Below are 21748 nucleotides of genomic sequence, written 5' to 3' on the forward strand. Positions count from 1 at the left end.
GTCATGCTCTCAACAAAGAAGTCAAGAGTATGACGCGGACTTTCCATCAACATAAATTGTGAACCACGGTAAGCTTCTTTACCGTTGTATATTGGGGCGTAAGCACAAGCCGTCAGCATGACGACTGGTACAAGCAATAACCATTTTTTCATTCTCTTATCTCCGATAACCCTAGGCATTCTTCGTTCCGACCGTTTTTAGTTGAAAAAGTGGAACGCTCTTTGCTTTTCTAATTGTGCAATCATTTAGAATCACAATGCCTAAATCAGCTAAGATTAACTAAGCAAAAAACGAACCAAGTTGGTAATCGAACATGAAAAAAACACTTCTGACCGTTATCTCTGGCTTGTATCTTAGCCTCTTCTCCTCGATCGCGAATGCAGGCTGGTATGAGGTCACCGGCGTCGCTACCGTGGTGTCATCAGAAGAGGTGGCAAGAATACATGCGTTAGAAGATGCGCTTTATAAAGCAGTCAGCTTTTCTGGCGCTGACATCGGCAGCATTAGTAACTTGCGTCCCTTCTTGGAGACATCGCAAAAAGAGTATCAATTTACTAACAGTGAAGTGCGTTACATCTTGATTGACGAGCAGAGAGTACGCAGTGGCACCATGTACTTACGTGCGCGTATTGACATCTATCCATCGGCAACAGGTTGCCACGTGAGTCAATACAAGAAGACCCTCTTAGTGGGCAATATAGATTTAGCTTCCCCCCAGCAAGCTGTCATGGGGCAAATCTATAGTGTCGGGGACGACTTCGCCCAAGTCATCAACCGCCAACTCGACAATGAATCGGCAAGTTTTGTATCGGTAGGCACCACAGATTTTGAAATCAACAAAGATTACCCAGAAAGATTAAAAATGATCGCGCAAGATACTGGCGCGCAGTACATCATTGGCGGCGTTATCAACGACTTGACAGCGACCATTGAACAAAAATTGCTGCAAGACGACATCATTAACCGACAGTTCTCACTCGAGATGACGGTGTACGACGGCAAAACGGGTAATGAGGTTTACCACCGCAACTATCGTGAAGTGGCAAAATGGCCGTTCCCTAAAACCAGCCAAGTGGACACTAAGAGCGCGCGTTTTTGGGCGTCGACCTACGGCAGTATGATGTTGCGCGTAAGCCGAAACATCATGTTGGATCTTGAATCTGAAATCTCTTGCAAAATCACCTTACCTGAAGTGGTCGCCAAGTGGGGCAACACCATTACCATGGATCTCGGTCGTGTACATGGCGTCGTCGAAGGCGATAAGTTGCAGCTATGGCATACAGGTTCTTTCATCGACCAACGTGGGTTACCACGCAATAAAGTCACAGAAACGGACATCACACTGACGGTAACTCGTGTGTATGAAAACGAAGCTGAGCTTACTATTGACCAACCCGAGCTACTGGGGAGTATTCAAATTGGCGATGTGATGCACAAACTGCTCTAGCGATGTTCAAAAGTAAATCAGATCATAGTGTTACCTCTTAACAACAGCACAAATTGGGGTATCATACTCCTGAGCTCCCGTGGCACAGCTGGATAGCGCGGCCCCCTCCTAAGGGGCAGGTCACAGGTTCGAATCCTGTCGGGAGCGCCAATATTCAAGAGCGAGTATCCACTCGCTCTTTTCTTTCATTGTGAACCTCTGCGCAATTACTTTTACTCTCTATTTTCCCTTGCGGCGAATCTCTTCTAAACTAGTAATTAACAAAGTTGTAGATAACCGCACAATGACAAAAAGCAACCTCATTACCAATACAGGCCATCGTTTTATTTCAAAAGCGAAAACCGCCTACAAAATTCATATCCATACGCCGGATGATAAGGTGTTGCACCGTTCGGTTGGCTATGTGCGTATCGGTGAAAAAAAAGGCCTGCAAAAAGCGATTCGCCTGAGAAATGAGCTGGGTAGCGAAATGTGGGGCAAATTCTGGCGTCGCATCCTCAAAGACCCCTATCTGATCACGCGCCTCCCCCACTCACTGGAACCTAAAATTATTTATAAACCTCGACCAACAAAACACGATCCGGAGGCGAGAGACGAATGCTATATCGCCGCATGGAGAAACTACGATGACAATGGCCGTTTAATCTATAAAAGTGTCGTCTGTTCTATCAAAAAGCATGGTCGCTTGGGTGCCTACACCAAAACCAAAAAAGCCCTATTGGAAGCCAATAAGGATAATCTTGAAATACTTGAGTTCATGGGCCGCTTAACGAGTATCGCTCTCAAATAATCAAACTACGTTCTCAAGCCATAACGTAAAAAGCCTTGGCAGATGCCAAGGCTTTACTATCAACATAGTGATCAACTTACTCTTCGTATTCAAACTCAGGAACGTTGATTTCGACGCGACGGTTCTTTTGACGACCTTCGCTAGTCTCATTTGACGCGATAGGGCTAGATTCACCTTTGCCCTCTGCAGTGATGCGCGAAGCATCGATGCCTTCATTTTCAAGTAAGCCGGCGATCGCTTGCGCACGCTTCTCTGACAACGTCTGGTTGTACGCCGCTGAACCTGTGGAGTCCGTGTGACCTGTAATGGTAACGGTAGATTGCGGATACTGCTTCATCATGGCAACAAGTTTGTCGAGCATCGCGACACTTTCTGACTTTAGCTCAGCGCTGTTCACTTCGAAGATACCGGCATCAACCAATTGCGCAGTGAACTTCTTGGTTGCTGGCTCAGCGACCACTTCTTTCACTGGCTCTGCTGCCATCACCTCGGCCACTGGTTCTTCCGTTGTCATCGGCTGCTCACTCGCACCGAAACGGTAAACGAAATTCATCGTAGCAGAGTTCACGGCTGCACGAGCTGAGTTGTTATTTACGTCAGTCAAGCGCTGATATTCAATACGCACACCAGTGGACTTGCTCGCATTGAGCTCAACACCCACAGCCCCTAAGAATGACGCATCATTCTCACTTCCATAATCGACATAGGCACCGCCGACTTTACCGTAGAGTGAAATCACATCGGTCAGAGGTACACTGAGTTTCGGCGCAAGGGTAAACGCGCTGGCGGACTCGTCAGCAATACCATCAGCGGTGTATTTACCGAGATAGTCATAACCGGCTTCTAGGCCAAGCCAATCCATAAACTGGTAACCTGCAAACACACCACCTGTGATAGCATCATCATCACAATCTGCGGTCATATCACACGCATCATTTAACCAAGATTTACCGACTTTACCCCCTAAGTACACATCAGCGAATGAAGGCGCTGAAGAGAAAGCGAGAGCACTTGCTACAACCACTGCTACTGTTTTTATTTTCATTTATTTTCTCCTTAATGCGCGGTCCGTTGACCACCACTTCCATTGGAAGACACCCTTTCAGAATATGTGAAGAATGACCAAATGTCTTGTCTCAAAGGTTAAAATAGCGTGAAAAATTATATTGATAAGTCAGTGATTAGTTAAACAAAGAAACCCAAAACTAGTGAACACCCCATAGATGTAAAAAAGCCGCAGAGATTAACCACTGCGGTTAGTGTCTTGATCTACTTAACGCGCGATTTACGCGTTCGCTTCACGCTCAGCAATAAAAGCAAGTGCCAATTCAATACGAGCGACAACGCGTTCTTTACCGACAAGCGCCATCACGGCATCCACTGATGGTGATTGACCACCGCCAGTCACAGCGACGCGCAGCGGCATACCAATTTTACCCATGCCGATCTCAAGCTCTTCACACACAGTCGCAATGATCGCTTGCTTGATGTTGTCGGTTGTCCACTCTGTCAGGGCTTTCGCTTTCTCTAGAGCAAGTTGCAGAGGCTCTTTGGCAACGCCACGAAGGTGCTTCTTCGCCGCTCCGGCTTCAAACTCCGAAAAGTCTTCGTAGAAGTATCGAATTTGCTCAGCCAGTTCCACTAATGTGTGACAACGCTCGCCGACCAGTTGAATCACATCTGTGATCGCCGGGCCATTTGAGATATCAAGTTTTTGGTTATCCAAATGCCATTGAAGATGCGTTGCAACGTACGCTGGATCGGAGGTTTTGATGTAGTGGTTGTTCAACCAAAGTAACTTGTCTGTGTTAAACGCAGAAGCAGACTTAGAAATCGCCTTCAAGGAGAAATGTTCAATCATCTCTTCGCGTGAGAAGATCTCTTGGTCGCCATGAGACCACCCCAAACGCACTAGGTAGTTGTTGAGTGCATTCGGCAGATAACCTTCATCACGGTATTGCATCACAGAGACCGCACCGTGGCGTTTTGACAGCTTCGCACCGTCATCACCCAGAATCATGGCACAGTGGGCAAACGTTGGCACGGGTGCACCTAGCGCTTTGTAAATATTGATTTGACGAGGCGTGTTGTTGATGTGGTCTTCACCGCGAACAACGTGAGTGATACCCATGTCCCAATCGTCGACAACAACCACAAAGTTGTAGGTTGGCGCGCCATCCGTACGACGGATAATCAGATCATCCAACTGATCGTTGCCAATTTCGATGCGGCCGCGAATTTGGTCGTCAAACACTACGCTGCCTTCTTTCGGGTTGCGGAAACGAATCACACACGGATCACCCTCTTTTGCTGCCGCGTTGGCAGCGATGATTTTCGGGTGGTTGGCGTCGTAGCGCGGCATCTGCTTTGCTTCTTCTTGTTCTGCGCGAATTTCGTCAAGCAGCTCTTTCGGTGCGTAACATTTGTACGCTTTGTCTTCAGCCAGCAGTTTGTCGACCATTTCATTGTAACGATCAAAACGCTTGGATTGGTAGTACGGGCCCTCGTCCCACTCAAGTCCCATCCATTGCATGCCTTCAAGAATCGCATCGACAGCTTCTTGTGAATTACGCTCAAGGTCGGTGTCTTCAATACGAAGTACAAATTCACCGCCTTGGCTTTTTGCGTAGAGCCAAGAATAAAGAGCAGTACGAGCGCCACCCACATGGAGGTAGCCTGTCGGGCTTGGAGCAAAACGAGTTTTAACCGTCATGTAAAATACCTTGATTGTCTGAATGACTGCGCCGCCTTCCGTTTACGAGGAGTGTGACGCCAAAATTGCGCGTTATTTTAGCACCGATATGTAAATCTACAATCCGTGGTTAAGGTGTTTTACTGCCCAAGAGAGAAACTCTTGGCGTTCTGAGGCAGGAAGCGTGAGAAAATCATGTTGCAACCGCGATGTGCGTGTCGATTCCTCCTTATCCGTCAGACTCGGTGTCGCTTCTAGGCCAACGTCGGATGGCGCTGGAGACGTAGCAACCGTCGCAGTTGATTTTAATGTTGAGGTGCGCAGCTGCGCTTTACCATCACCAAGTTCGTTGTAGCTTGCTAACATTTCATCGTAATTTTTGGTCAGAGAAAAACTCTGATCGTAGATTTCATCGGATTGATACGGCAAAGGCTGGCCATTGACGTGTAAATGGACACTCGGTGCCCGTTTATACCGCTCTACCCCTCTTTGATCGCGGATAACAAAGGGTTCTGCAATAGTCACCGCTTGATCGTGCGCCTCAAATGTGACCACTAGAGGTAAGCCATTAAACTTCTGTTTACCTCCGTTGGTGTCAATCATCCCACTGACTCGCACTAGCAGTTGATTGGTGCCGTTGGGCAGTTGCCATTCACCCGGTTTAACATGAACAATGGTATCGGTTGAGTTGAGCGCTAACACCTCCACTCGCCCCTCGGTCGTCAATTGCACGCTGGCCCACAGTGACTGACAGATAAACAAACTCAGCAGCGTTAATGATCTCATCACGATCTTTCCTCTATTTTTATAATGGCAAACACATAGCAGTGGCAAAAGTACAAAAACGACAAAAGGCGGACAGAGCCCGCCTTGCCTTTCTTGCTCTAAATTAGAATACCCATTCGGTACCGATACGAATCATCAAATCGTCATCAAACGCTGCGTCGTCCTGCTGTGTCAAACGAACGAAGGTGTAGACAGAGTTAAATGAGTAACCGAATTCACCACTGATAGAGGTAGAATCCAGATCCTTATCTTTTCGGCCATCTTGCTTACCGGTTTGATCCGCGTAGCCGACACGAATATTGGCATTGCCAAAGTAGTAGTTCGCTTGAATGGAGTAAGCGTCGATTTCACGCTCTTTGTAGCCGTAGCCGCCACCATTGTTGGTCGAGTCGTAAGAGCCAGACTTGTACGCACCTAATAGGTTGAAGTTGTCGAGTGGGCGAAGCTCAAAACCGACAAAGTACGCATCAGTATCACCAATTGATGCGGCAACTCCTGGTTTCCATGAAGGAAGACCATTTGGATCTGGGTTGTTCGTATCCCAAATGCCAGATTCGCCACCTTCAAACGTCGTTCCTTCTGCGGTTTCAAACGCCGCGTGCAGGGTCAACATATCCATTGGCGTCACAGAGATAGAACCACCAAAGAAGTTCGAATCTTCGTGATTTTCGCTACCGTTACCACCGGCCAAGCTAAATTTCACCATCTCACCAAACACTGGCGAATCGTAGCGGAACATTTGGCTCTTACGGTCAAAGTGGTAACGCTCACCGCTGCGCCATGCGCGGTCGAATGTGCGGCCTAAGTTTGATGCTGAGTATGGCCAGTCCACCAATTCATACATAGGTGTCAACATACGACCAAAACGCACGGAGCCCCAATCATCGCCGCGTAGGCCAACGAAGGTATCACGATTGCCGAGCTTAGCGCCGTCATCCAGAACCCAACCCGATTCCACTTGAGCAAATGCCGTGACGCTGTCCGTCATCACTTTCGCAGCGCGAAAACCAACACGCGTTTCATTCTCTAGTGCCCAGCCTGCATCCGGCCCTGCATCATTCGATGCGCCGTAATCCACCGCTGAAATGGAGACCACACCATACACTTCAACATTGGCATCATTTGGGTCACCTAACATGTAAGCGTGTGCAGCGCCCGCAGTCAGAGTCTCCGCAGCAACTGCTGCGCAAAGAAACGTTTTTTTAAAGTGAGACATAAGATTAACCCCTATATAGTCATTTTTTGAATTTTTCTCTTGCCTCACCACCGCGCTGATGAATTCACAGTGGTGAGGACTCTTTATGGACGGGCTCATCTTGGCAAACTTTTTTCGCCTTAAAAAACAAACCAAATTATTTTTCGACTCACTTCAAATTTGTCATTGAGAGAATATCTAAATCAACGATATTTCAATGGGTTAATAAAAACCTAAAGCGATAAAAACGGCAATTTTGAGCTTTTTCTCCCTGCAAAGCGGTGAGATTGTTAACGCCGTCAAAGCCTATTTGCGTTTATTTAGCTCACTTTATGTTTATAGTAAAAAAAGGGTGAACACGATCTCACTTGATGCAAGTCACTGATTTTATTTAATACGTTGATTTCAACGAATTTGACGTCATTCGGGCTCCAATGCTTGACCTTTCCCCTGAGGGAAGGTTTATGCTTATCGAACTCACATCGAATGACAGTGAAAGGCCGTCGCTATGTACAGATTTGATATTCCATTACAAGGTTTGAGTTGCATGGGCTGCGCACGCAAAGTAGAGCGAGCGCTGATAGAGCATCATGTGCTCACCGTCCTCGACGTATCGAAAAAACACATTGAAGTCGAAAGTCACGTCCCGTTTGGCGAACTGGCGAAAACGGTGGCGTCTTTAGGCTATCAATCAGGAACGAGCTGTGCGTTTTCACTCTCGGGGCTAAACTGTGGCCGATGCGTGTCCAAGCTGCGAACGGCGCTCGAATCCCATCCGTCTATCGGTGATGTCGACATCTCCACCACCAAGCTCACCGTGACCGGTCTACTCACAGCAGACGAGATCATCGCCCTAGTGCAAGAGACGGGTTACGACGCAGTGCCGATTGAAGACTCCCCGCTCATATTGGAAGACACAGTTAGTGAAGACCCTATCCGTGAAGAGCCTATCAAGGAGAGTGGTGATGAACCGCAGAGCTCCGCGCAAAGAAATAGTAATGAGCACCGCCTCTATTTCGCTATTTCAGGGATGACGTGCGCCAGTTGCGTCAGCTCAGTGGAAAAAGCCTTACTCTCCGTCGAGGGCGTGAGCAGAGTCAGCGTTAATCTAGCCGAGCAAACCGCCTCAGTATTCAGTCAACGAGAAAGCGCACAGATACTGGCTGATCTTGTAGAAGCGAGCCAGCATGCGGGTTATCAAGCCACACATATCGCCGATCCTAACACCCAGCAGGACGAGCAAGCGGCAAATTTGGCAAAGCAGCAAGCGCAGCACAAGCGTAGCGCACTGGCCGGTTTAATCGTCGGGGCGCCGCTCATGCTATGGGGTGTTCTCGGTGGCAGTATGATGATCCAAAACCGCAGCGACCAATGGGCGTGGGGCTTTGTTGGCTTGATCTGTTTTGCGCTACTGGCGAGTGCAGGAAGAGGATTTTTTGTTAACGCTATCGCGGCACTGCGCCATAAACGAGCGACCATGGACACCTTAGTCGCTCTGGGGACTGGCGCTGCATGGCTCTTTTCGATGCTTGTGGTTATCGTGCCACAGTGGTTCCCTGTTGCCTCAAGACACGTCTACTTTGAAGCCAGTGCCATGATTATCGGCCTGATTTCGCTCGGCCACTATATTGAAGCGAAAGCGAAAGCCAAGACCACCCAATCGCTTAAAGCCCTGATCAATTTGCAAAGTAACGATGCGCTGTTGGTCGACGAGCAAGGTGAACGAACCATCCCTATCGACCAGATCACCCAAGGTATGACGCTACGCGCCATGCCTGGGACTCAGTTCGCAGTCGATGGCGTTGTCACTGACGGGGAGTCCTATGTCGATGAATCGATGCTTACCGGGGAGCCGATCCCAGTCTTCAAACGCAGCGGTGACACCGTACATGCCGGTACCTTGAACCAAGATGGTAGCTTGCTATATCAAGCCACCAGCGTAGGCAGTCAAACCATGCTGGCAAAAATCGTCAAATTAGTCAGAGACGCGCAAAGCAGTAAACCGCAGATTGCCAAACTGGCCGATCAGATTTCATCCGTTTTTGTGCCTATCGTCGTCGCGATTGCTCTGATTGCGGCCGCGGTCTGGTTCTTTGTTGGCCCTGAGCCCAAAGCCAGCTATATGCTGGTCACGGCGACCACAGTATTAATTATCGCCTGTCCATGTGCGCTCGGCCTTGCGACGCCACTGTCAGTCACGGTTGGGATTGGTAAAGCAGCGGAGCTAGGGATCTTAATTAAAGATGCGGATGTGTTGCAGTCGGCCAGTCGCATCGATACGGTCGTCTTTGATAAAACGGGCACCTTGACGCAAGGTAAACCGGAAGTGCAGTTTCACGCCCGCTACCATATCGATGACGAGACGCTTTTAGGTCTCAGCGCGGGTATCGAACGTCACTCGGAACACCCATTGGCAAAAGCGATCGTGCACTACGCCCAAGCGTCACACATCACACCACTGCCTATCACACACTTCACTAACCTTCGCGGGCAAGGGGTGACCGGACACTATCAAAAGCGATCTCTAAGTGCTGTCTCTCTCAACTATGCCAAGGCAAAAGGCTGGGATCTTAGCCTCGCCGACGCAGACATCAAACGTGCAGCTGACCAGGCTTACACGCCAATCATTATTGCTTTGGATGAGCAGGTTGTCGGTGTGATGGCGATCGCCGATGGCATTAAACCTGATTCCGCGCGAACGATAACCACTTTAAAAAATATGGGGATTACCCCTGTGCTGCTGACTGGAGACAACGCCCATGTCGCCAACGCCATCGCAAAGCAGCTCGGTATTGATGACGTCATCGCCGAAGTGCTGCCAGATCAAAAAGCGCAGCATATTGAGTCACTGAAAGTGCGCGGTCAACGTGTCGCCATGGTCGGTGATGGCGCCAACGATGCACCCGCGCTCGCCTTAGCAGACATCGGTATTGCGATGGGCAGTGGCAGTGATGTGGCAATTGAAAGCGCGCAAATGACGTTACTCAACGCCTCGCCGATGGCGGTGGTGCAGGCCATCGAGCTCTCTAAAGCCACTCTCAAAAACATGAAACAGAACTTATTTGGTGCTTTCATCTATAACTCACTGGGCATTCCCGTCGCCGCTGGCGTGTTATACCCACTCTTTGGTTTCTTGCTCAGCCCCGTCATTGCTGGCGCAGCGATGGCTTTATCGTCGATTACTGTTGTTAGCAACGCCAATCGACTTCGACTTTTTAAAACCTCAACTCTGCTTGGAGATCGCTCATGAACAGATTGCTGAAAACCTCAATGTTGACTGCCCTACTCACTATAGCGCCGCAGGTACTGGCAGCCGATGTGGTCAACCATAAATCGCCGTACTGTGGCTGTTGTAGCGAGTGGACTAAACACATGGAGCAGGCAGGGTTCACCGTCAAAGAAGTACTGCATGACAACATGAACCCAATTAAAGAACAGCTCGGTATTACCTCGCAGCTTGCCTCTTGCCATACCGCAGAAATCGACGGTTATGTATTTGAAGGCCACATCCCCGCCAGTGACATTCAAGCGTTTCTCGCCAACCCTCCCAAAGGGGCAAAAGGATTAGCGGTGCCGGGTATGCCGATGGGCTCACCCGGTATGGAATATGGAGAGAAAAGCGACGCCTATTCAGTGTATGCGTTCAATGAGCAAGGGCAGGTATTTGAATACCGTCATTATGAAGCGAAAGAGTAAAAAGTGAGTCAGTCACCATCAAGGCGGCTGACATGAGGTGTAAAAAAGCCAGTCAAGAACACATCAGGCTCTTGGCTGGCTTAACATCGCCTCTCATTATTCTCCTTGAACTAAGGCTGCCATCATCTCGATATGCAGCTCATCATCATTGAGGCAAGGAATAAAATTAAACTGCTCTCCCCCATGCTCTTCATACAACTCTCGACACTGCTCGGAAATCTCCTCTAAGGTTTCCAAACAATCGGCAGAAAAGGCAGGGGTCATAATATCGAGCTTTTTGATGCCAGCGCTCGGCAACTGTTCAATGGTTTTGTCCGTATAGGGCTGAAGCCACTCTTCTCGACCAAAGCGCGACTGGAACGTGGTGCCAATTTGTTCACTGGTTAATCCCAGCGCCTTACCCAAAAGCTCAGTGGTTCGCAAACAGTGCTGTGGATAGATGTCACCGTTATCGGCGTAGCGTTTAGGGATGCCATGATACGAACAGAGCAAGTAATCCCCACGCCCATGTTGGCGCCAAGAGGCTTCAACACTGGCCGCCAGCGCTTTGATATACAGAGGATGATCGTGATAGTCGCGCAGCATTCGATAATTGGGTAACACGGGCATCGTTTTAAAGGCTTTCGCTAAGCCATCGTTGACCGCGCCAGTGGTGGTGCCGGAATACTGAGGGTAAAGAGGCAGCACAATGATCTCTTCGACGCCTTGTACAAGCAGTGCCTCAACGCCAGATTGCAGACTAGGATTGCCATAAGTCATGCCAAGCTCCACTGGCATCGATAAAAAATCAGCCAGACGCGCCGCTTGGCGCTTAGAGTACACCATCAGCGGCGACCCGTCTTCCATCCAAACGCTTTGATATAACTTGGCGACTTTGGGCGAGCGAATGGGCAATATCACACCATGTAAAATAGGGCACCACAGCCAGCGGCTCATGTCGACGACGCGATGATCATGAAGGAACTGACTTAGAAAGCGCTTCACGGCTGGTGCGGTAGGTTCATCGGGTGTGCCCAAGTTCACCAATAGCACACCTTGTTGTTTTTTATTCTGCATAGAGTCCGCCGATCCTGTGTTGAATCCAGTCTTAATTGTCTGAAAGATACGTTGCCTAGCCGCGTTAAGTTCAAGAGAAATATAAAAAAAGCGACCCGATTAGGTCGCTTCACTATAACAAATTTCACAAAAGTGATGATAATAGGTATTGCCTATTATGCTAATGCCTTCTCGATATCAGCGCTCACTTCCGCCACTTGCTTAGTACCATCGAATTTCAAGTACTTAGTGTTACCTGCTGCCGCTTCTTTACCGTAGTATTCGATCAGTGGCGCAGTTTGATCGTGGTAGACACCTAAGCGAGCGCGAACGGTCTCTTCTTTGTCGTCATCACGAACCACAAGGTCTTCACCCGTCACGTCATCTTTACCTTCCACTTTTGGTGGGTTGTACACAACGTGGTAAGTACGGCCTGACGCTAGGTGAGCACGACGGCCTGCCATACGCTCAACAATCACATCATCAGCGACATCAAACTCAATCACGTAATCAACATCAACACCCATCTCTTTCAGGCCATCCGCTTGAGGGATAGTGCGAGGGAAGCCGTCTAGAAGGAAGCCTTTCTCACAATCGTCTTGAGCGATACGCTCTTTGATAAGACCTAGGATGATTTCATCCGATACTAGTTGACCAGCATCAATCACAGCTTTCGCTTGCTTACCAAGCTCTGTCCCTGCTTTGATCGCAGCACGCAGCATGTCACCAGTAGAGATTTGTGGAATACCGTACTTCTCCATGATGAATTGAGCCTGTGTGCCTTTACCTGCACCTGGAGCACCTAGAAGAATGATGCGCATGTTAAATCCTCTTAAGATAATAATGGTTTATACCGAAGCTCACAGCGGCTTGCCACTTGGAGCCAGATCATCGGTAAGTTTCGGTATAACGGTTGTCATAATCAGCCGTTGCGTCTTGCAAGGCACAATGGACAACGTCCTCATACAAACACGGTTTACAATAGATACTGTCATAATAAACAGTAAAACAGGCGTGCACATTACACGCCTGTTTGATCGGTTTCAAGCTGGCATTCTATCATACAATTTAGGCTCAACGCGCCTATTACGACTAAAGAATGCTTAAACACTCACATTCGCCTGCAACATCATGAGTTTTTATGCATTTTGAGTGCAAGGTCCTCACAATTTCCTGCAGATTCGAACCAATAGACGTAAAAAGCCCGCAAGATACGGGCTTTTGCACGACGTTATGCCATTATCCTTTAGTCAAAAGGGTATTGATGGCGCCAAGGAACTGAGACGGGTCCGCCATCGAACCACGCTCTGCCAGCATGGCTTGACCAAGCAGTACCTCGACCCAACGGCCAAAGGCTTCCTCATCGGCCTCATCCGCCATACGCTTAACCAGCGCGTGCTCTGGGTTAAGTTCAAAGATGTACTTCACTTCTGGCGCGGCTTGACCTGCGGCTTCCAGCAGTTTGGCCATCTGTGTCCCCATTTCGAAATCATCGGTAACAACGACCGCTGGCGTCGATGCGAGTTTAAAGGTGGTGCGAACCTCTTTCACGCGATCGCCTAAGTAAGCCTTAGTGCGCTCGACAACCGACTTAAACTCTTCCTCGGTCTCTTTTTGTTTCTCTTTCTCCGCTTCGTCTTCGAACTGGCTAAGATCGAGACCCGCTTTCGTAATGGACTGGAACTGCTTACCATCGAACTCAGTTAAGTAGTTCATCAGCCACTCGTCGATGCGGTCATACATCAAGATAACTTCAATGCCCTTGGCCTTAAACTGCTCAAGGTGAGGGCTATTCTTCGCCGCCGCGTAGCTGTCTGCGGTGAGGTAGTAAATCTTATCTTGGCCCTCTTTCATACGCTCAACGTAAGAAGCGAGGTCAACCGTTTGCTCTGCCGAGTCCACTTCCGTGGACGCAAAACGCAGCAGACCGGCTACTTTCTCTTTGTTCGCCATGTCCTCAGCTGGGCCCTCTTTGAGCACCAAGCCAAACTCTTTCCAGAATGACTGATATTTCTCGCTGTCATTCTTAGCCATGCGTTCAAGCATGGTCAAAACACGTTTGGTACACGCATTACGCAGGGATTGAGTCACCTTGTTGTCTTGAAGAATTTCACGTGACACGTTGAGTGGTAAATCGTTGGAATCGATCAAGCCGCGTACAAAGCGCAGGTATGACGGCATGAACTGCTCTGCATCATCCATGATAAACACACGCTGCACATACAGCTTAAGACCCGATTTGTGGTCACGGTTCATCATATCCCATGGTGCTTTTGATGGAATGTAAAGCAAACTGGTGTAGTCGTTTTTACCTTCCACTCGGTTGTGGCTCCATACTAGCGGATCGGCAAAATCGTGCGATACGTGCTTGTAAAACTCTTGGTACTCTTCCTCTGAGATGTCCGACTTATTGCGAGTCCATAGTGCTTGCGCTTTGTTGATCTGCTCCCACTTCTTCTCGTCGGTCTCTTTGCCTTCGTCATCACGAACGGCCGTTTGGATTGAGACTGGAATACCGATGTGATCGGAGTATTTGCTGATCACATCACGCAAACGCCATTCGTTTAGGAACTCTTTACCCTCTTCACGCATATGAAGAATGATGTCGGTACCGCGCTGCTCTTTGACGATATCTTCGATAGTGTACTCACCTTCACCTGCTGAGTGCCATTGCACCGCTTGATCGGCAGCCAGGCCAGCTGCGCGAGTGCGCACCGTCACGGCATCTGCGACGATAAAGGCGGAGTAGAAACCCACACCAAATTGACCGATTAATTGCGAATCTTTGCTTTGCTCTTCCGACAGCTTAGAGAAAAACTCTGCAGTGCCCGATTTAGCGATCGTACCTAGGTGTTCAATCACGTCATCACGACTCATACCGATGCCGTTATCGGAAATGGTCAGCGTGTTTGCCTCTTGATCAAAAGAGAGCTTCACACCCAATTCGGCGTCACCTTGATATAAATCGGGATTGGACAAGGCTTGGAAACGCAGTTTATCCGATGCGTCTGAAGCATTAGAAATCAACTCACGAAGAAAGATCTCTTTGTTTGAGTAGAGAGAATGGATCATCAGGTGAAGCAGTTGTTTGACTTCAGACTGAAAACCACGAGTTTCTTTGTTATTCGTTGCTGTTTCGCTCATGATAACTCCACATTTGGTGCTTTTTATTCCAAGGCCACCTGCCTGTTCGCAGGAATATTGGCGCTAAATCTGACAGTTAAGATGAGGGTGGAGAGTGTAAATTCAAGGTCAAAAAACATAAAAACAGTGTTTTTTTGGTTTTATTTTGATTATTCTTGCACATCTAAAAATGAATAAATCATAAAGAGACGCCAAGATTTGCGCTGTTTTGTTCAATCAGCACTGCTTGGTGGCGAATGGATGCGCATTACGTTACTTGAACCTTTTTATAGAAATGGCCAACCTCAATGAGCAACATAGGTACTAAGTTCAACCTCGCGAACCGCTTCACGTTTGACCCAAACACCAACTCTCTAACCGATAAAGAGAGTGAAAACGAGGTGATTCGTCTGGGCAGCAATGAAAGTCGCATTCTCCTTTTATTGGCAGAAAAACCCAATGAAGTTGTCTCCCGCAACGAGCTGCACGATTTCGTGTGGCGAGAGCAAGGGTTTGAAGTCGACGACTCTAGCCTTACTCAGGCCATTTCTACACTAAGAAAGCTATTGCAAGACTCCACCAAGTCGCCTCAATACGTTAAAACAGTGCCTAAACGCGGCTACCAGTTGATCTGTCCGGTTGAAAGAGCGTTGCCTCAAGTCACCAGTGACGATCTCGACGAGATGGACGACAGCCAAGATGCTAACGTTGCAGGGTTCGACACCAACGAGAGTGCAACAGCGTCATTGTCCCAGACCGTTGATACCACAGCCGGCACGGTGGACACCAAAAAACCTAAAACCAACAACAAGCCCTTGATGATGGTATTGCTTGTCATTACCGTCATGCTGCCTATCCTAGCCATTCTGCTGGCAAAACCGGCGCAAACGCAGTTCCGTGAGCTAACGGTGGTCGATAGTACACCGGTGAGAACGCCGCTGAACCACCCAGATTTAAGCGTGTGGATGCCCTCTATCGAGCAGTGCGTCAAACGCTACAACGAAACACGTCAAGGGGATTTAGCGCCTGTTGAGGTGATCGCTACGGGTGGTCAAAACAATCAGTTAGTCTTGAACTACATTCACTCTCTTCAACAATCAGGTGAAAACATCACCTTGCGCATTGTTGCCGAGCAAGACGATCTCTCTCGAGTATGCCAGTAGGAGTTACCCATGAATCATAGAATCGCCGCTGGCCTCGCCATTATCTCTGCTGCGTTAAGTAGTTGGCTCTACTGGGGCAGTGATATCAAAATTGAGAAAATCCTCACCTCAAGTGAATGGCAATCGAAAATGGTCACCCTAATTGACCAAATGCGCCATGAACAAGATATCGGTCCTTTGCGTAAAGTGGACGTGGTTTCAAACGTTAAATATTTACCTAATAACACTTACATCCGCGTTTCTACCGTCCGCCTTTTTCCAGATACCGACTCACTAGAAAGCATCATCAATATCTCGGAAAGCGGTAAGTGGGACATCAGTGATAATTACTTGCTGATCACTCCAAGTGAGTTCAAAGATGTCTCGTCTGCGCAAACGCGCGACTTTTCCGAGCAGCAGTTAGAGCTCATCACACAGATCTTCAGAATGGATGCTCAGCAAAGTCGCCGCATAGATATTGTCAATGAGAAGACCTTGCTTCTGACCAGCCTCAGCCACGGCTCGACGGTGCTGTTCACCAATTAATACCTCTAGGGAGCTTCGGCTCCCTTCTTTGTGGAGAACATATGCTAAAAGCACACATTGATATTTACTACTGTCGCCAATGTAATTGGATGCTGCGTGCCACTTGGCTCAGCCAGGAGCTACTGCACACCTTTAGTGAAGAGATCGATACGCTGTCGTTACACCCAGACACCGGTGGCCGATTTGAAATTCACTGCAATGGCGTGATGGTGTGGGAAAGAAAGCGCGATAGTGGCTTCCCAGAAGCAAAAGTGTTGAAACAACGAGTGCGCGACATCATTGATCCACAAAGAGATTTGGGCCACAGTGATACCAAGTAGCCCAAAAAGGTGTACTAGCCTTATTCTCAAATATTCCTTGTTTACAGCTGACAGCTCACGATGCACTCATCGTCAAAAGTGACGGTTTTCAGCTCGCCATCGTCATAAAGTCCGTAGCTAGGCGCAAAGCCGTTACGAGGGAAGGTCACCGAACCTGGGTTAAACACAAAGTGTTCACCATCTCGCTGCGCCACTGGGATGTGAGTATGACCATGAACCAGCACATCATTGGGGCTTAGAGCTGGACGCTTGTCCGCGTTGTACAGATGACCGTGGGTTAAAAACAGTCGAGTGCCCGACTCCAAGACCAGCCAAGCGTAATCGGCCATAATAGGGAAGTCGAGCAACATCTGATCCACTTCACTGTCGCAGTTGCCACGCACGGCAATGATCTGCGCGGCAAACTCATTGAGCCGACTAGCAACCTCGGCCGGGTTGTACCCCTCAGGGATCGGGTTTCTTGGTCCGTGATTCAGTATGTCTCCAAGCAGCACCAAAGTCTTAGCGCCCGATGCTGAAAAGGCTGATAGCAATACTTCAGTGGCAGGAAGGCTGCCGTGTATGTCTGACGCGATAAAAATAGTCACCTAATGCGTACCCTTAACGTAAATAAGGCTATTGTACGCACTGAGCTACACATCGTCATCATTGAGCATGCCGTTAATCACAATGTTGTTGTAACTGACCATCCCAATAATCTGGCCATGTTCGATCACAGGGGCACGGCTGATACCAAAGCGCTCAAAGAGGCGTGCGCAATATTTCACATTCATATCAGGGCTGACGGACAATGCAGGCTTGGTCATAATTTCATAGATGTTTGTCCGCTCTGCCGAGCGATTCTGCGCCAACACTTTTTTCGCGATGTCGTTCATCAGTACAATGCCGTACTCATCCCCTTCATGCCGCTTATCAACCACCAACGCTTTGACTTGGTGTTGGCGCGCAAGCTGGATCCCCTCTTTGACGGTCGTTAAGCCATCAATGATGACATAAGTATTGGCCATCACATCGCGCACTTGCACTCTATCATGACTGTTCATAACTCATCCTCCACCACTTTGGTCAATGTTTCTACTTGGTGGGCGACCCCCACCGCATCTTCAATATCAATTTGAATCGCGATGCCTTGCCCAGAGGTTTGATCAAACTCTCCAACCTCGTTGATCGTCTCCAGTATGTGTCGCGATAAGTGCTCCTCGACCACAAACAACAGCACATCCTTTTGCACATCGAGCGTCAGACCAAAAAAGGTTTTCTTCTGTTTTAATCCTTCGCCACGGGCATTGTTAATAACCGTGGCCCCCGTAGCGCCCGCAGTGCGCGCCGCATCAAGCACCACGTCGGTTTTGCTGTCTTCGACAAACGCAATAATGAGTTTAAAGCGCATTAGTTTCATCCTCCTGATTGGCGCGTTTATTCAGCCAATCTGTCATTTGTGCATAGCCCATGACTGAAATAATGGGGAATAAGCTGGCAAAGGCGATAAGGCCAAAGCCATCGATCATTGGGTTTCGGCCCGGTACGGTAGAAGCAAGCCCTAGACCAAGCGCGGCCACCAAAGGTACGGTGACCGTTGAGGTCGTCACACCGCCGGAGTCGTAAGCCAGTGGAATAATCAACTTAGGAGCGTAAAAGGTTTGAATCACCACCACAATGTAGCCAACGATGATGTAGTAGTGGATAGGATCGCCAACCACAATTCGGTAGCTACCAAGCGAGATACCAAACGCAACCCCAAGCGCCACCGCGATACGCAACCCATTGACACTGATACTGCCCGCCGAGACTTGATTAGCTTTGATGGCAACGGCGATCAGTGACGGCTCTGCAATAGTGGTACTAAAGCCTATAAAAAAGGCAAACAAGTAGACCCAATAGTAGTCAAACCACTCTAGTGGTGCGGTGAGGTTATCTCGAAACTGATCGATAAAACTGGGCGCCGTCAACTGAGTGGCCATTGTCTCGCCGAGCGGAAACAACGCAAGCTCCAAGCCAATAAGAAACAGAGATAAGCCGAGAATGACATAGACAAAACCGAGCAATACCTTAGCAAGGTTGGTGACCGGGCGTCGTAACACGGCAAACTGGAATCCGAAGATAATGGTCGCAATCGGCACCACATCGGTGATGGTACCAAGCAGAGTATGAAAAAAGTGTTGCCATTCCATCATGCCACCACCATGCCGTATACCATGACGAACATCATCGGCAGCAATGAGGCAAACGCAATCAAGCCAAACCCATCGATCATGGGGTTACGTCCTTTGATCGCACTTGCAAGCCCAACCCCTAGTGCCGTGACGAGAGGAACCGTAATGGTGGAGGTCGTAACACCGCCGGAGTCGTAAGCGACGCCAATGATGCTCTCCGGCGCAAACATCGTCAGTACCACTACACCAATGTAGCCACCAATGATCAGATACTGAATGGGCCAACCTTTTAAAATTCTCAGCACACCTAACATGATCGCAAAGCCCACCGAGAGGGCGACAGTGTAGCGTAAGCCATTGGCGTAATCATCCATCGCCTCCGGCCTGTCGGCAATCATCCCTCCTTGCGCCGCCACTTCTGCGGCTTCTGAGGCAACTGCCGTGAGAGCAGGCTCAGCAACGGTGGTCCCAAACCCTAAACAGAACGAAAACAGCAGCAACCAAAAGACACTCCCCTTACGCGCAAACGCTTGCGCCATGGATTCACCGATGGGAAACAACCCCATCTCTAAGCCAAAAATAAAAAAACTCAACCCAAGTACCACCAACACGAGTCCAAATACAATTGAAGGGAGGTTGGGAAGTGGCTCTTGCAAAACAACCAATTGGAAAAAAGCAATCACAGCGATGATGGGCAGTAAGTCACGTAAGCTGCCCATTAAAGAACGAAATAGTGCCCTTATTGCTTCCATACTCTCTCCGCTGCGATGAAATCCACACTATTTATCATGGCAAAGGAATTCATCCTTAAGTGTGATAAATCTGGCATCTCTCCCGATAGAACGCACGAATGTTTCATTTTGTGAGTTGGCGAGTGAGCCAATAAGCAAAGATGCGGTCAAACCGAGTGAAGAGCGATCTATTCATGCTTGAGATCGCTATAATGATTCGAGAAATCAAAAAGAAGGGACAGCAATGAAAATTTTGCTCACCGGAGGAACCGGGTTTATTGGCAGAGAGCTGCTTAAGCAGTTGACCACTCATGAAGTGACAGTATTGACCCGATCTCCCTCGCGCGCTCGGCAAGTCCTCGCCCACCTAAAACAAGGCAATCTCTCCTTCATCGACAGTTTGGACGACTTTCATGATCTCAATCCCTTCGACGCCGTCATCAATTTAGCCGGAGAGCCCATTGCCAACAAACACTGGACTGACACCCAAAAATCCTTAATTTGTGAGAGTCGCTGGCAACTGACAGAGCAGTTGGTCGCCTTGATTCACGCAAGCACCGCGCCGCCCTCGGTATTTCTCAGTGGCTCTGCGGTGGGATACTACGGTGACCAACAAGCGCATCCGTTTGACGAAAGTCTGCAAGTGCAAAGCAATGACGATTTCGCTCATCAAGTCTGTGCACGTTGGGAACAGATCGCTCTGCGCGCACAATCTCAGCACACGCGAGTGTGTTTGATGAGAACAGGTATTGTACTTGGTCCTGATGGTGGGGCACTGAAGAAAATGCTGCCCCCCTATCGCCTCGGATTAGGCGGCCCAATAGGTACTGGCAAGCAGTATATGCCTTGGATACACCTGATGGATATGGTGCGTGCCATTGTCTACTTGTTGGATACCGAACATGCCCAAGGCGTGTTCAACTTCACTGCGCCTCACCCTGTCACCAATACTCTGTTTAGTCAGACGCTGGCTCGTTGCCTGCGACGGCCGCATGTGCTTTTTACACCGGCATGGGTAATGAAACTGGTGATGGGCGAGAGTGCGACCTTACTGTTTGATAGCATCCGCGCGAAACCCAAAAAGCTCACCGAACTGGGCTTCACTTTCCAATATTCACGACTTGAGCCCGCCCTCAAGCACCTTTTGCAGCCCGTTGGGCGCTAACAACGGATCATAAATACGACAACCATGACTCAACACATTTTGATTACAGGCTGCTCGAGCGGCATAGGCTATACGGTTGCCCACGCCCTTCATCAGCGAGGATACCAAGTCATCGCGTCTTGTCGTCAAGCACAAGACGTCGAGCGATTGAAACAGGAAGGGTTGCTGTCGGTGCAACTGGATCTCTCTGATCCACAAAGTATCGAAACAGGCTTTCATGAAGCCTTAGCATTAAGCAACGGCCGACTTGATGCTCTGTTCAATAATGGGGCCTACGGTCAACCTGGGGCATTGGAAGATCTCCCGACAGAAGCCCTGCGCGCCCAGTTTGAAAGCAATTTTTTTGGCTGGCATCATCTTGTTTCTTTGGCTCTGCCGATAATGAGAGCGCAAGGCGCTGGGCGAATCGTACAAAACAGCTCGGTACTTGGATTTGCGGCGATGAAATATCGTGGTGCGTACAACGCCTCCAAGTTTGCTCTTGAGGGGTGGACAGACACACTCAGACTCGAGCTGGCCGACACCAACATTCACATCAGCCTCATCGAACCAGGTCCCATAGAGACGCAGTTTCGCGCCAACGCCTTGGTGGCATTTCAACGCTGGATCAAGGTGGAAGAGAGCGCGCATCGTGCGCACTATGAGCAACAATTAGCAAGACTTGGCAACGATACTTCAAGCAACCGCTTTGTTCTTCCCGCCTCTGCCTGTATTGCGCCTGTGGTTCATGCATTGGAGTCCGAAAAACCCAAAATCCGCTACAGAATTACCACGCCAACGCGAGTGCTTTGGTGGTTAAAACGTCTACTATCGAGCCGAGTCTTGGATCGACTATTGAGCAAGGCTGCATAAAAAATCGTCTGTATGTAATTTAATCGTAATATTGAGACAGTAAGATTTAAATCGTTGCCTTCGCGCCACTGACGA

Annotated in this window: 21 protein-coding genes, 1 tRNA gene and 1 pseudogene; 10 read left to right on the plus strand and 13 right to left on the minus strand. The window is 48.9% G+C overall.

The genetic code is table 11. The features are described from left to right. A pseudogene (locus tag AC6R0R_RS06855) lies at positions 1-152 on the minus strand (FlgO family outer membrane protein); the annotation flags it as partial. A gap of 161 nt (positions 153-313) precedes the next feature. On the opposite strand from AC6R0R_RS06855, the gene AC6R0R_RS06860 reads away from it, so the two are divergent. The 3 genes from AC6R0R_RS06860 (at position 314) to AC6R0R_RS06870 (ending at position 2237) form a co-directional block, all read left to right on the plus strand. Next, positions 314-1447, plus strand: coding sequence for a flagellar assembly protein FlgT (locus AC6R0R_RS06860; RefSeq protein WP_500626167.1), 1134 nt, complete (start codon positions 314-316; stop codon positions 1445-1447). A gap of 73 nt (positions 1448-1520) precedes the next feature. Next, positions 1521-1597: transfer RNA gene (locus AC6R0R_RS06865), tRNA-Arg, on the plus strand. Positions 1598-1730: 133 nt separating this feature from the next. Next, a complete protein-coding gene (locus tag AC6R0R_RS06870; protein WP_334551234.1) occupies positions 1731-2237 on the plus strand; it encodes a Fe3+-citrate ABC transporter substrate-binding protein in 507 nt (168 codons plus the stop codon). Between the two features lie 76 nt (positions 2238-2313). Here AC6R0R_RS06870 and AC6R0R_RS06875 read toward each other — a convergent pair whose 3' ends face one another. From AC6R0R_RS06875 to AC6R0R_RS06890, 4 genes are all read right to left on the minus strand, one after another. Then, a complete protein-coding gene (locus AC6R0R_RS06875) occupies positions 2314-3276 on the minus strand; it encodes an OmpA family protein (RefSeq protein ID WP_500626183.1) in 963 nt (320 codons plus the stop codon). A gap of 246 nt (positions 3277-3522) precedes the next feature. Further along, complete coding sequence (gene gltX, locus AC6R0R_RS06880) at positions 3523-4950, minus strand: glutamate--tRNA ligase (RefSeq protein ID WP_500626168.1); 1428 nt, start codon at positions 4948-4950, stop codon at positions 3523-3525. 96 nt (positions 4951-5046) lie between these two features. After that, on the minus strand, positions 5047-5715 hold the full coding sequence (locus tag AC6R0R_RS06885) for a DUF2057 family protein (protein ID WP_500626184.1): 669 nt from the start codon (positions 5713-5715) through the stop codon (positions 5047-5049). A 103-nt stretch (positions 5716-5818) separates the two neighbouring features. Next, positions 5819-6931 (minus strand): porin, encoded by a 1113-nt coding sequence (locus AC6R0R_RS06890; RefSeq protein ID WP_500626169.1) that lies wholly within the window; start codon positions 6929-6931, stop codon positions 5819-5821. A gap of 487 nt (positions 6932-7418) precedes the next feature. On the opposite strand from AC6R0R_RS06890, the gene AC6R0R_RS06895 reads away from it, so the two are divergent. Both AC6R0R_RS06895 and AC6R0R_RS06900 read left to right on the plus strand, forming a co-directional pair. After that, on the plus strand, positions 7419-10160 hold the full coding sequence (locus AC6R0R_RS06895; protein WP_500626170.1) for a heavy metal translocating P-type ATPase: 2742 nt from the start codon (positions 7419-7421) through the stop codon (positions 10158-10160). Further along, entirely contained in the window at positions 10157-10606 is a 450-nt protein-coding gene (locus tag AC6R0R_RS06900) for a DUF411 domain-containing protein (protein ID WP_487903513.1), read from the plus strand. The genes AC6R0R_RS06895 and AC6R0R_RS06900 overlap by 4 nt, the downstream gene beginning before the upstream one ends. 96 nt (positions 10607-10702) lie before the next feature. Here AC6R0R_RS06900 and hemH read toward each other — a convergent pair whose 3' ends face one another. The 3 genes from hemH to htpG all read right to left on the minus strand — a co-directional run bounded on the left by hemH (position 10703) and on the right by htpG (position 14785). Then, positions 10703-11662 carry a ferrochelatase gene (hemH, locus tag AC6R0R_RS06905; RefSeq protein WP_500626171.1) on the minus strand — a complete coding sequence of 320 codons (960 nt, stop codon included), beginning with the start codon at positions 11660-11662 and terminating at the stop codon, positions 10703-10705. Between the two features lie 155 nt (positions 11663-11817). Continuing rightward, positions 11818-12462 carry an adenylate kinase gene (adk, locus tag AC6R0R_RS06910; RefSeq protein ID WP_334551248.1) on the minus strand — a complete coding sequence of 215 codons (645 nt, stop codon included), beginning with the start codon at positions 12460-12462 and terminating at the stop codon, positions 11818-11820. A 418-nt stretch (positions 12463-12880) separates the two neighbouring features. Next, positions 12881-14785: a molecular chaperone HtpG gene (gene htpG / locus AC6R0R_RS06915; protein ID WP_500626172.1), complete on the minus strand. Its 1905-nt coding sequence runs from the start codon at positions 14783-14785 to the stop codon at positions 12881-12883. Positions 14786-15072: 287 nt separating this feature from the next. Between htpG and AC6R0R_RS06920 the strand changes: the two genes are divergently transcribed. From AC6R0R_RS06920 to AC6R0R_RS06930, 3 genes are read left to right on the plus strand one after another with little or no spacing between them, the layout of a single operon-like run. Beyond that, entirely contained in the window at positions 15073-15927 is an 855-nt protein-coding gene (locus AC6R0R_RS06920; RefSeq protein WP_500626173.1) for a winged helix-turn-helix domain-containing protein, read from the plus strand. A 9-nt stretch (positions 15928-15936) separates the two neighbouring features. After that, positions 15937-16452, plus strand: coding sequence for a regulatory protein ToxS (locus AC6R0R_RS06925; protein ID WP_487903509.1), 516 nt, complete (start codon positions 15937-15939; stop codon positions 16450-16452). Positions 16453-16493: 41 nt separating this feature from the next. Continuing rightward, positions 16494-16772, plus strand: a complete 279-nt coding sequence (locus AC6R0R_RS06930; RefSeq protein WP_487903508.1) for an Rdx family protein — start codon at positions 16494-16496, stop codon at positions 16770-16772. Between the two features lie 41 nt (positions 16773-16813). On the opposite strand, the gene yfcE is transcribed toward AC6R0R_RS06930, so the two are convergent. Genes yfcE through AC6R0R_RS06955 form a run of 5 tightly spaced genes read right to left on the minus strand, consistent with a single transcriptional unit; the run spans position 16814 to position 19677 of the window. Then, complete coding sequence (gene yfcE / locus AC6R0R_RS06935) at positions 16814-17359, minus strand: phosphodiesterase (protein WP_500626174.1); 546 nt, start codon at positions 17357-17359, stop codon at positions 16814-16816. Between the two features lie 45 nt (positions 17360-17404). Then, entirely contained in the window at positions 17405-17815 is a 411-nt protein-coding gene (locus AC6R0R_RS06940; RefSeq protein ID WP_487903715.1) for a CBS domain-containing protein, read from the minus strand. Next, positions 17812-18162, minus strand: coding sequence for a P-II family nitrogen regulator (locus tag AC6R0R_RS06945; RefSeq protein WP_334551262.1), 351 nt, complete (start codon positions 18160-18162; stop codon positions 17812-17814). The genes AC6R0R_RS06940 and AC6R0R_RS06945 overlap by 4 nt, the downstream gene beginning before the upstream one ends. Next, positions 18152-18946, minus strand: coding sequence for a DUF1538 domain-containing protein (locus tag AC6R0R_RS06950; RefSeq protein ID WP_500626175.1), 795 nt, complete (start codon positions 18944-18946; stop codon positions 18152-18154). The genes AC6R0R_RS06945 and AC6R0R_RS06950 overlap by 11 nt, the downstream gene beginning before the upstream one ends. Then, positions 18943-19677, minus strand: a complete 735-nt coding sequence (locus tag AC6R0R_RS06955) for a DUF1538 family protein (protein ID WP_487903713.1) — start codon at positions 19675-19677, stop codon at positions 18943-18945. The genes AC6R0R_RS06950 and AC6R0R_RS06955 overlap by 4 nt, the downstream gene beginning before the upstream one ends. Before the next feature lie 223 nt (positions 19678-19900). Here AC6R0R_RS06955 and AC6R0R_RS06960 point away from each other — a divergent pair, with 223 nt between their 5' ends. Then, positions 19901-20821: a TIGR01777 family oxidoreductase gene (locus AC6R0R_RS06960; RefSeq protein WP_500626176.1), complete on the plus strand. Its 921-nt coding sequence runs from the start codon at positions 19901-19903 to the stop codon at positions 20819-20821. Between the two features lie 24 nt (positions 20822-20845). After that, entirely contained in the window at positions 20846-21673 is an 828-nt protein-coding gene (locus tag AC6R0R_RS06965; protein WP_500626177.1) for an SDR family oxidoreductase, read from the plus strand. The last annotated feature ends 75 nt before the right edge of the window (positions 21674-21748 follow it).

The sequence above is a fragment of the Vibrio sp. R12-SW3-ISO1 genome (assembly GCF_059834005.1).

Bases quoted from the DNA above. Each gene is read 5' to 3' on its own strand.
- AC6R0R_RS06860 (WP_500626167.1), top strand. From the start codon at position 314: ATGAAAAAAACACTTCTGACCGTTATCTCTGGCTTGTATCTTAGCCTC.
- AC6R0R_RS06870 (WP_334551234.1), top strand. From the start codon at position 1,731: ATGACAAAAAGCAACCTCATTACCAATACAGGCCATCGTTTTATTTCA.
- gltX (WP_500626168.1), bottom strand. From the start codon at position 4,950: ATGACGGTTAAAACTCGTTTTGCTCCAAGCCCGACAGGCTACCTCCAT.
- AC6R0R_RS06885 (WP_500626184.1), bottom strand. From the start codon at position 5,715: ATGAGATCATTAACGCTGCTGAGTTTGTTTATCTGTCAGTCACTGTGG.
- AC6R0R_RS06890 (WP_500626169.1), bottom strand. From the start codon at position 6,931: ATGTCTCACTTTAAAAAAACGTTTCTTTGCGCAGCAGTTGCTGCGGAG.
- AC6R0R_RS06895 (WP_500626170.1), top strand. From the start codon at position 7,419: ATGTACAGATTTGATATTCCATTACAAGGTTTGAGTTGCATGGGCTGC.
- AC6R0R_RS06900 (WP_487903513.1), top strand. From the start codon at position 10,157: ATGAACAGATTGCTGAAAACCTCAATGTTGACTGCCCTACTCACTATA.
- hemH (WP_500626171.1), bottom strand. From the start codon at position 11,662: ATGCAGAATAAAAAACAACAAGGTGTGCTATTGGTGAACTTGGGCACA.
- adk (WP_334551248.1), bottom strand. From the start codon at position 12,462: ATGCGCATCATTCTTCTAGGTGCTCCAGGTGCAGGTAAAGGCACACAG.
- htpG (WP_500626172.1), bottom strand. From the start codon at position 14,785: ATGAGCGAAACAGCAACGAATAACAAAGAAACTCGTGGTTTTCAGTCT.
- AC6R0R_RS06920 (WP_500626173.1), top strand. From the start codon at position 15,073: ATGAGCAACATAGGTACTAAGTTCAACCTCGCGAACCGCTTCACGTTT.
- AC6R0R_RS06925 (WP_487903509.1), top strand. From the start codon at position 15,937: ATGAATCATAGAATCGCCGCTGGCCTCGCCATTATCTCTGCTGCGTTA.
- AC6R0R_RS06930 (WP_487903508.1), top strand. From the start codon at position 16,494: ATGCTAAAAGCACACATTGATATTTACTACTGTCGCCAATGTAATTGG.
- AC6R0R_RS06940 (WP_487903715.1), bottom strand. From the start codon at position 17,815: ATGAACAGTCATGATAGAGTGCAAGTGCGCGATGTGATGGCCAATACT.
- AC6R0R_RS06945 (WP_334551262.1), bottom strand. From the start codon at position 18,162: ATGCGCTTTAAACTCATTATTGCGTTTGTCGAAGACAGCAAAACCGAC.
- AC6R0R_RS06950 (WP_500626175.1), bottom strand. From the start codon at position 18,946: ATGATGGAATGGCAACACTTTTTTCATACTCTGCTTGGTACCATCACC.
- AC6R0R_RS06955 (WP_487903713.1), bottom strand. From the start codon at position 19,677: ATGGAAGCAATAAGGGCACTATTTCGTTCTTTAATGGGCAGCTTACGT.
- AC6R0R_RS06960 (WP_500626176.1), top strand. From the start codon at position 19,901: ATGAAAATTTTGCTCACCGGAGGAACCGGGTTTATTGGCAGAGAGCTG.
- AC6R0R_RS06965 (WP_500626177.1), top strand. From the start codon at position 20,846: ATGACTCAACACATTTTGATTACAGGCTGCTCGAGCGGCATAGGCTAT.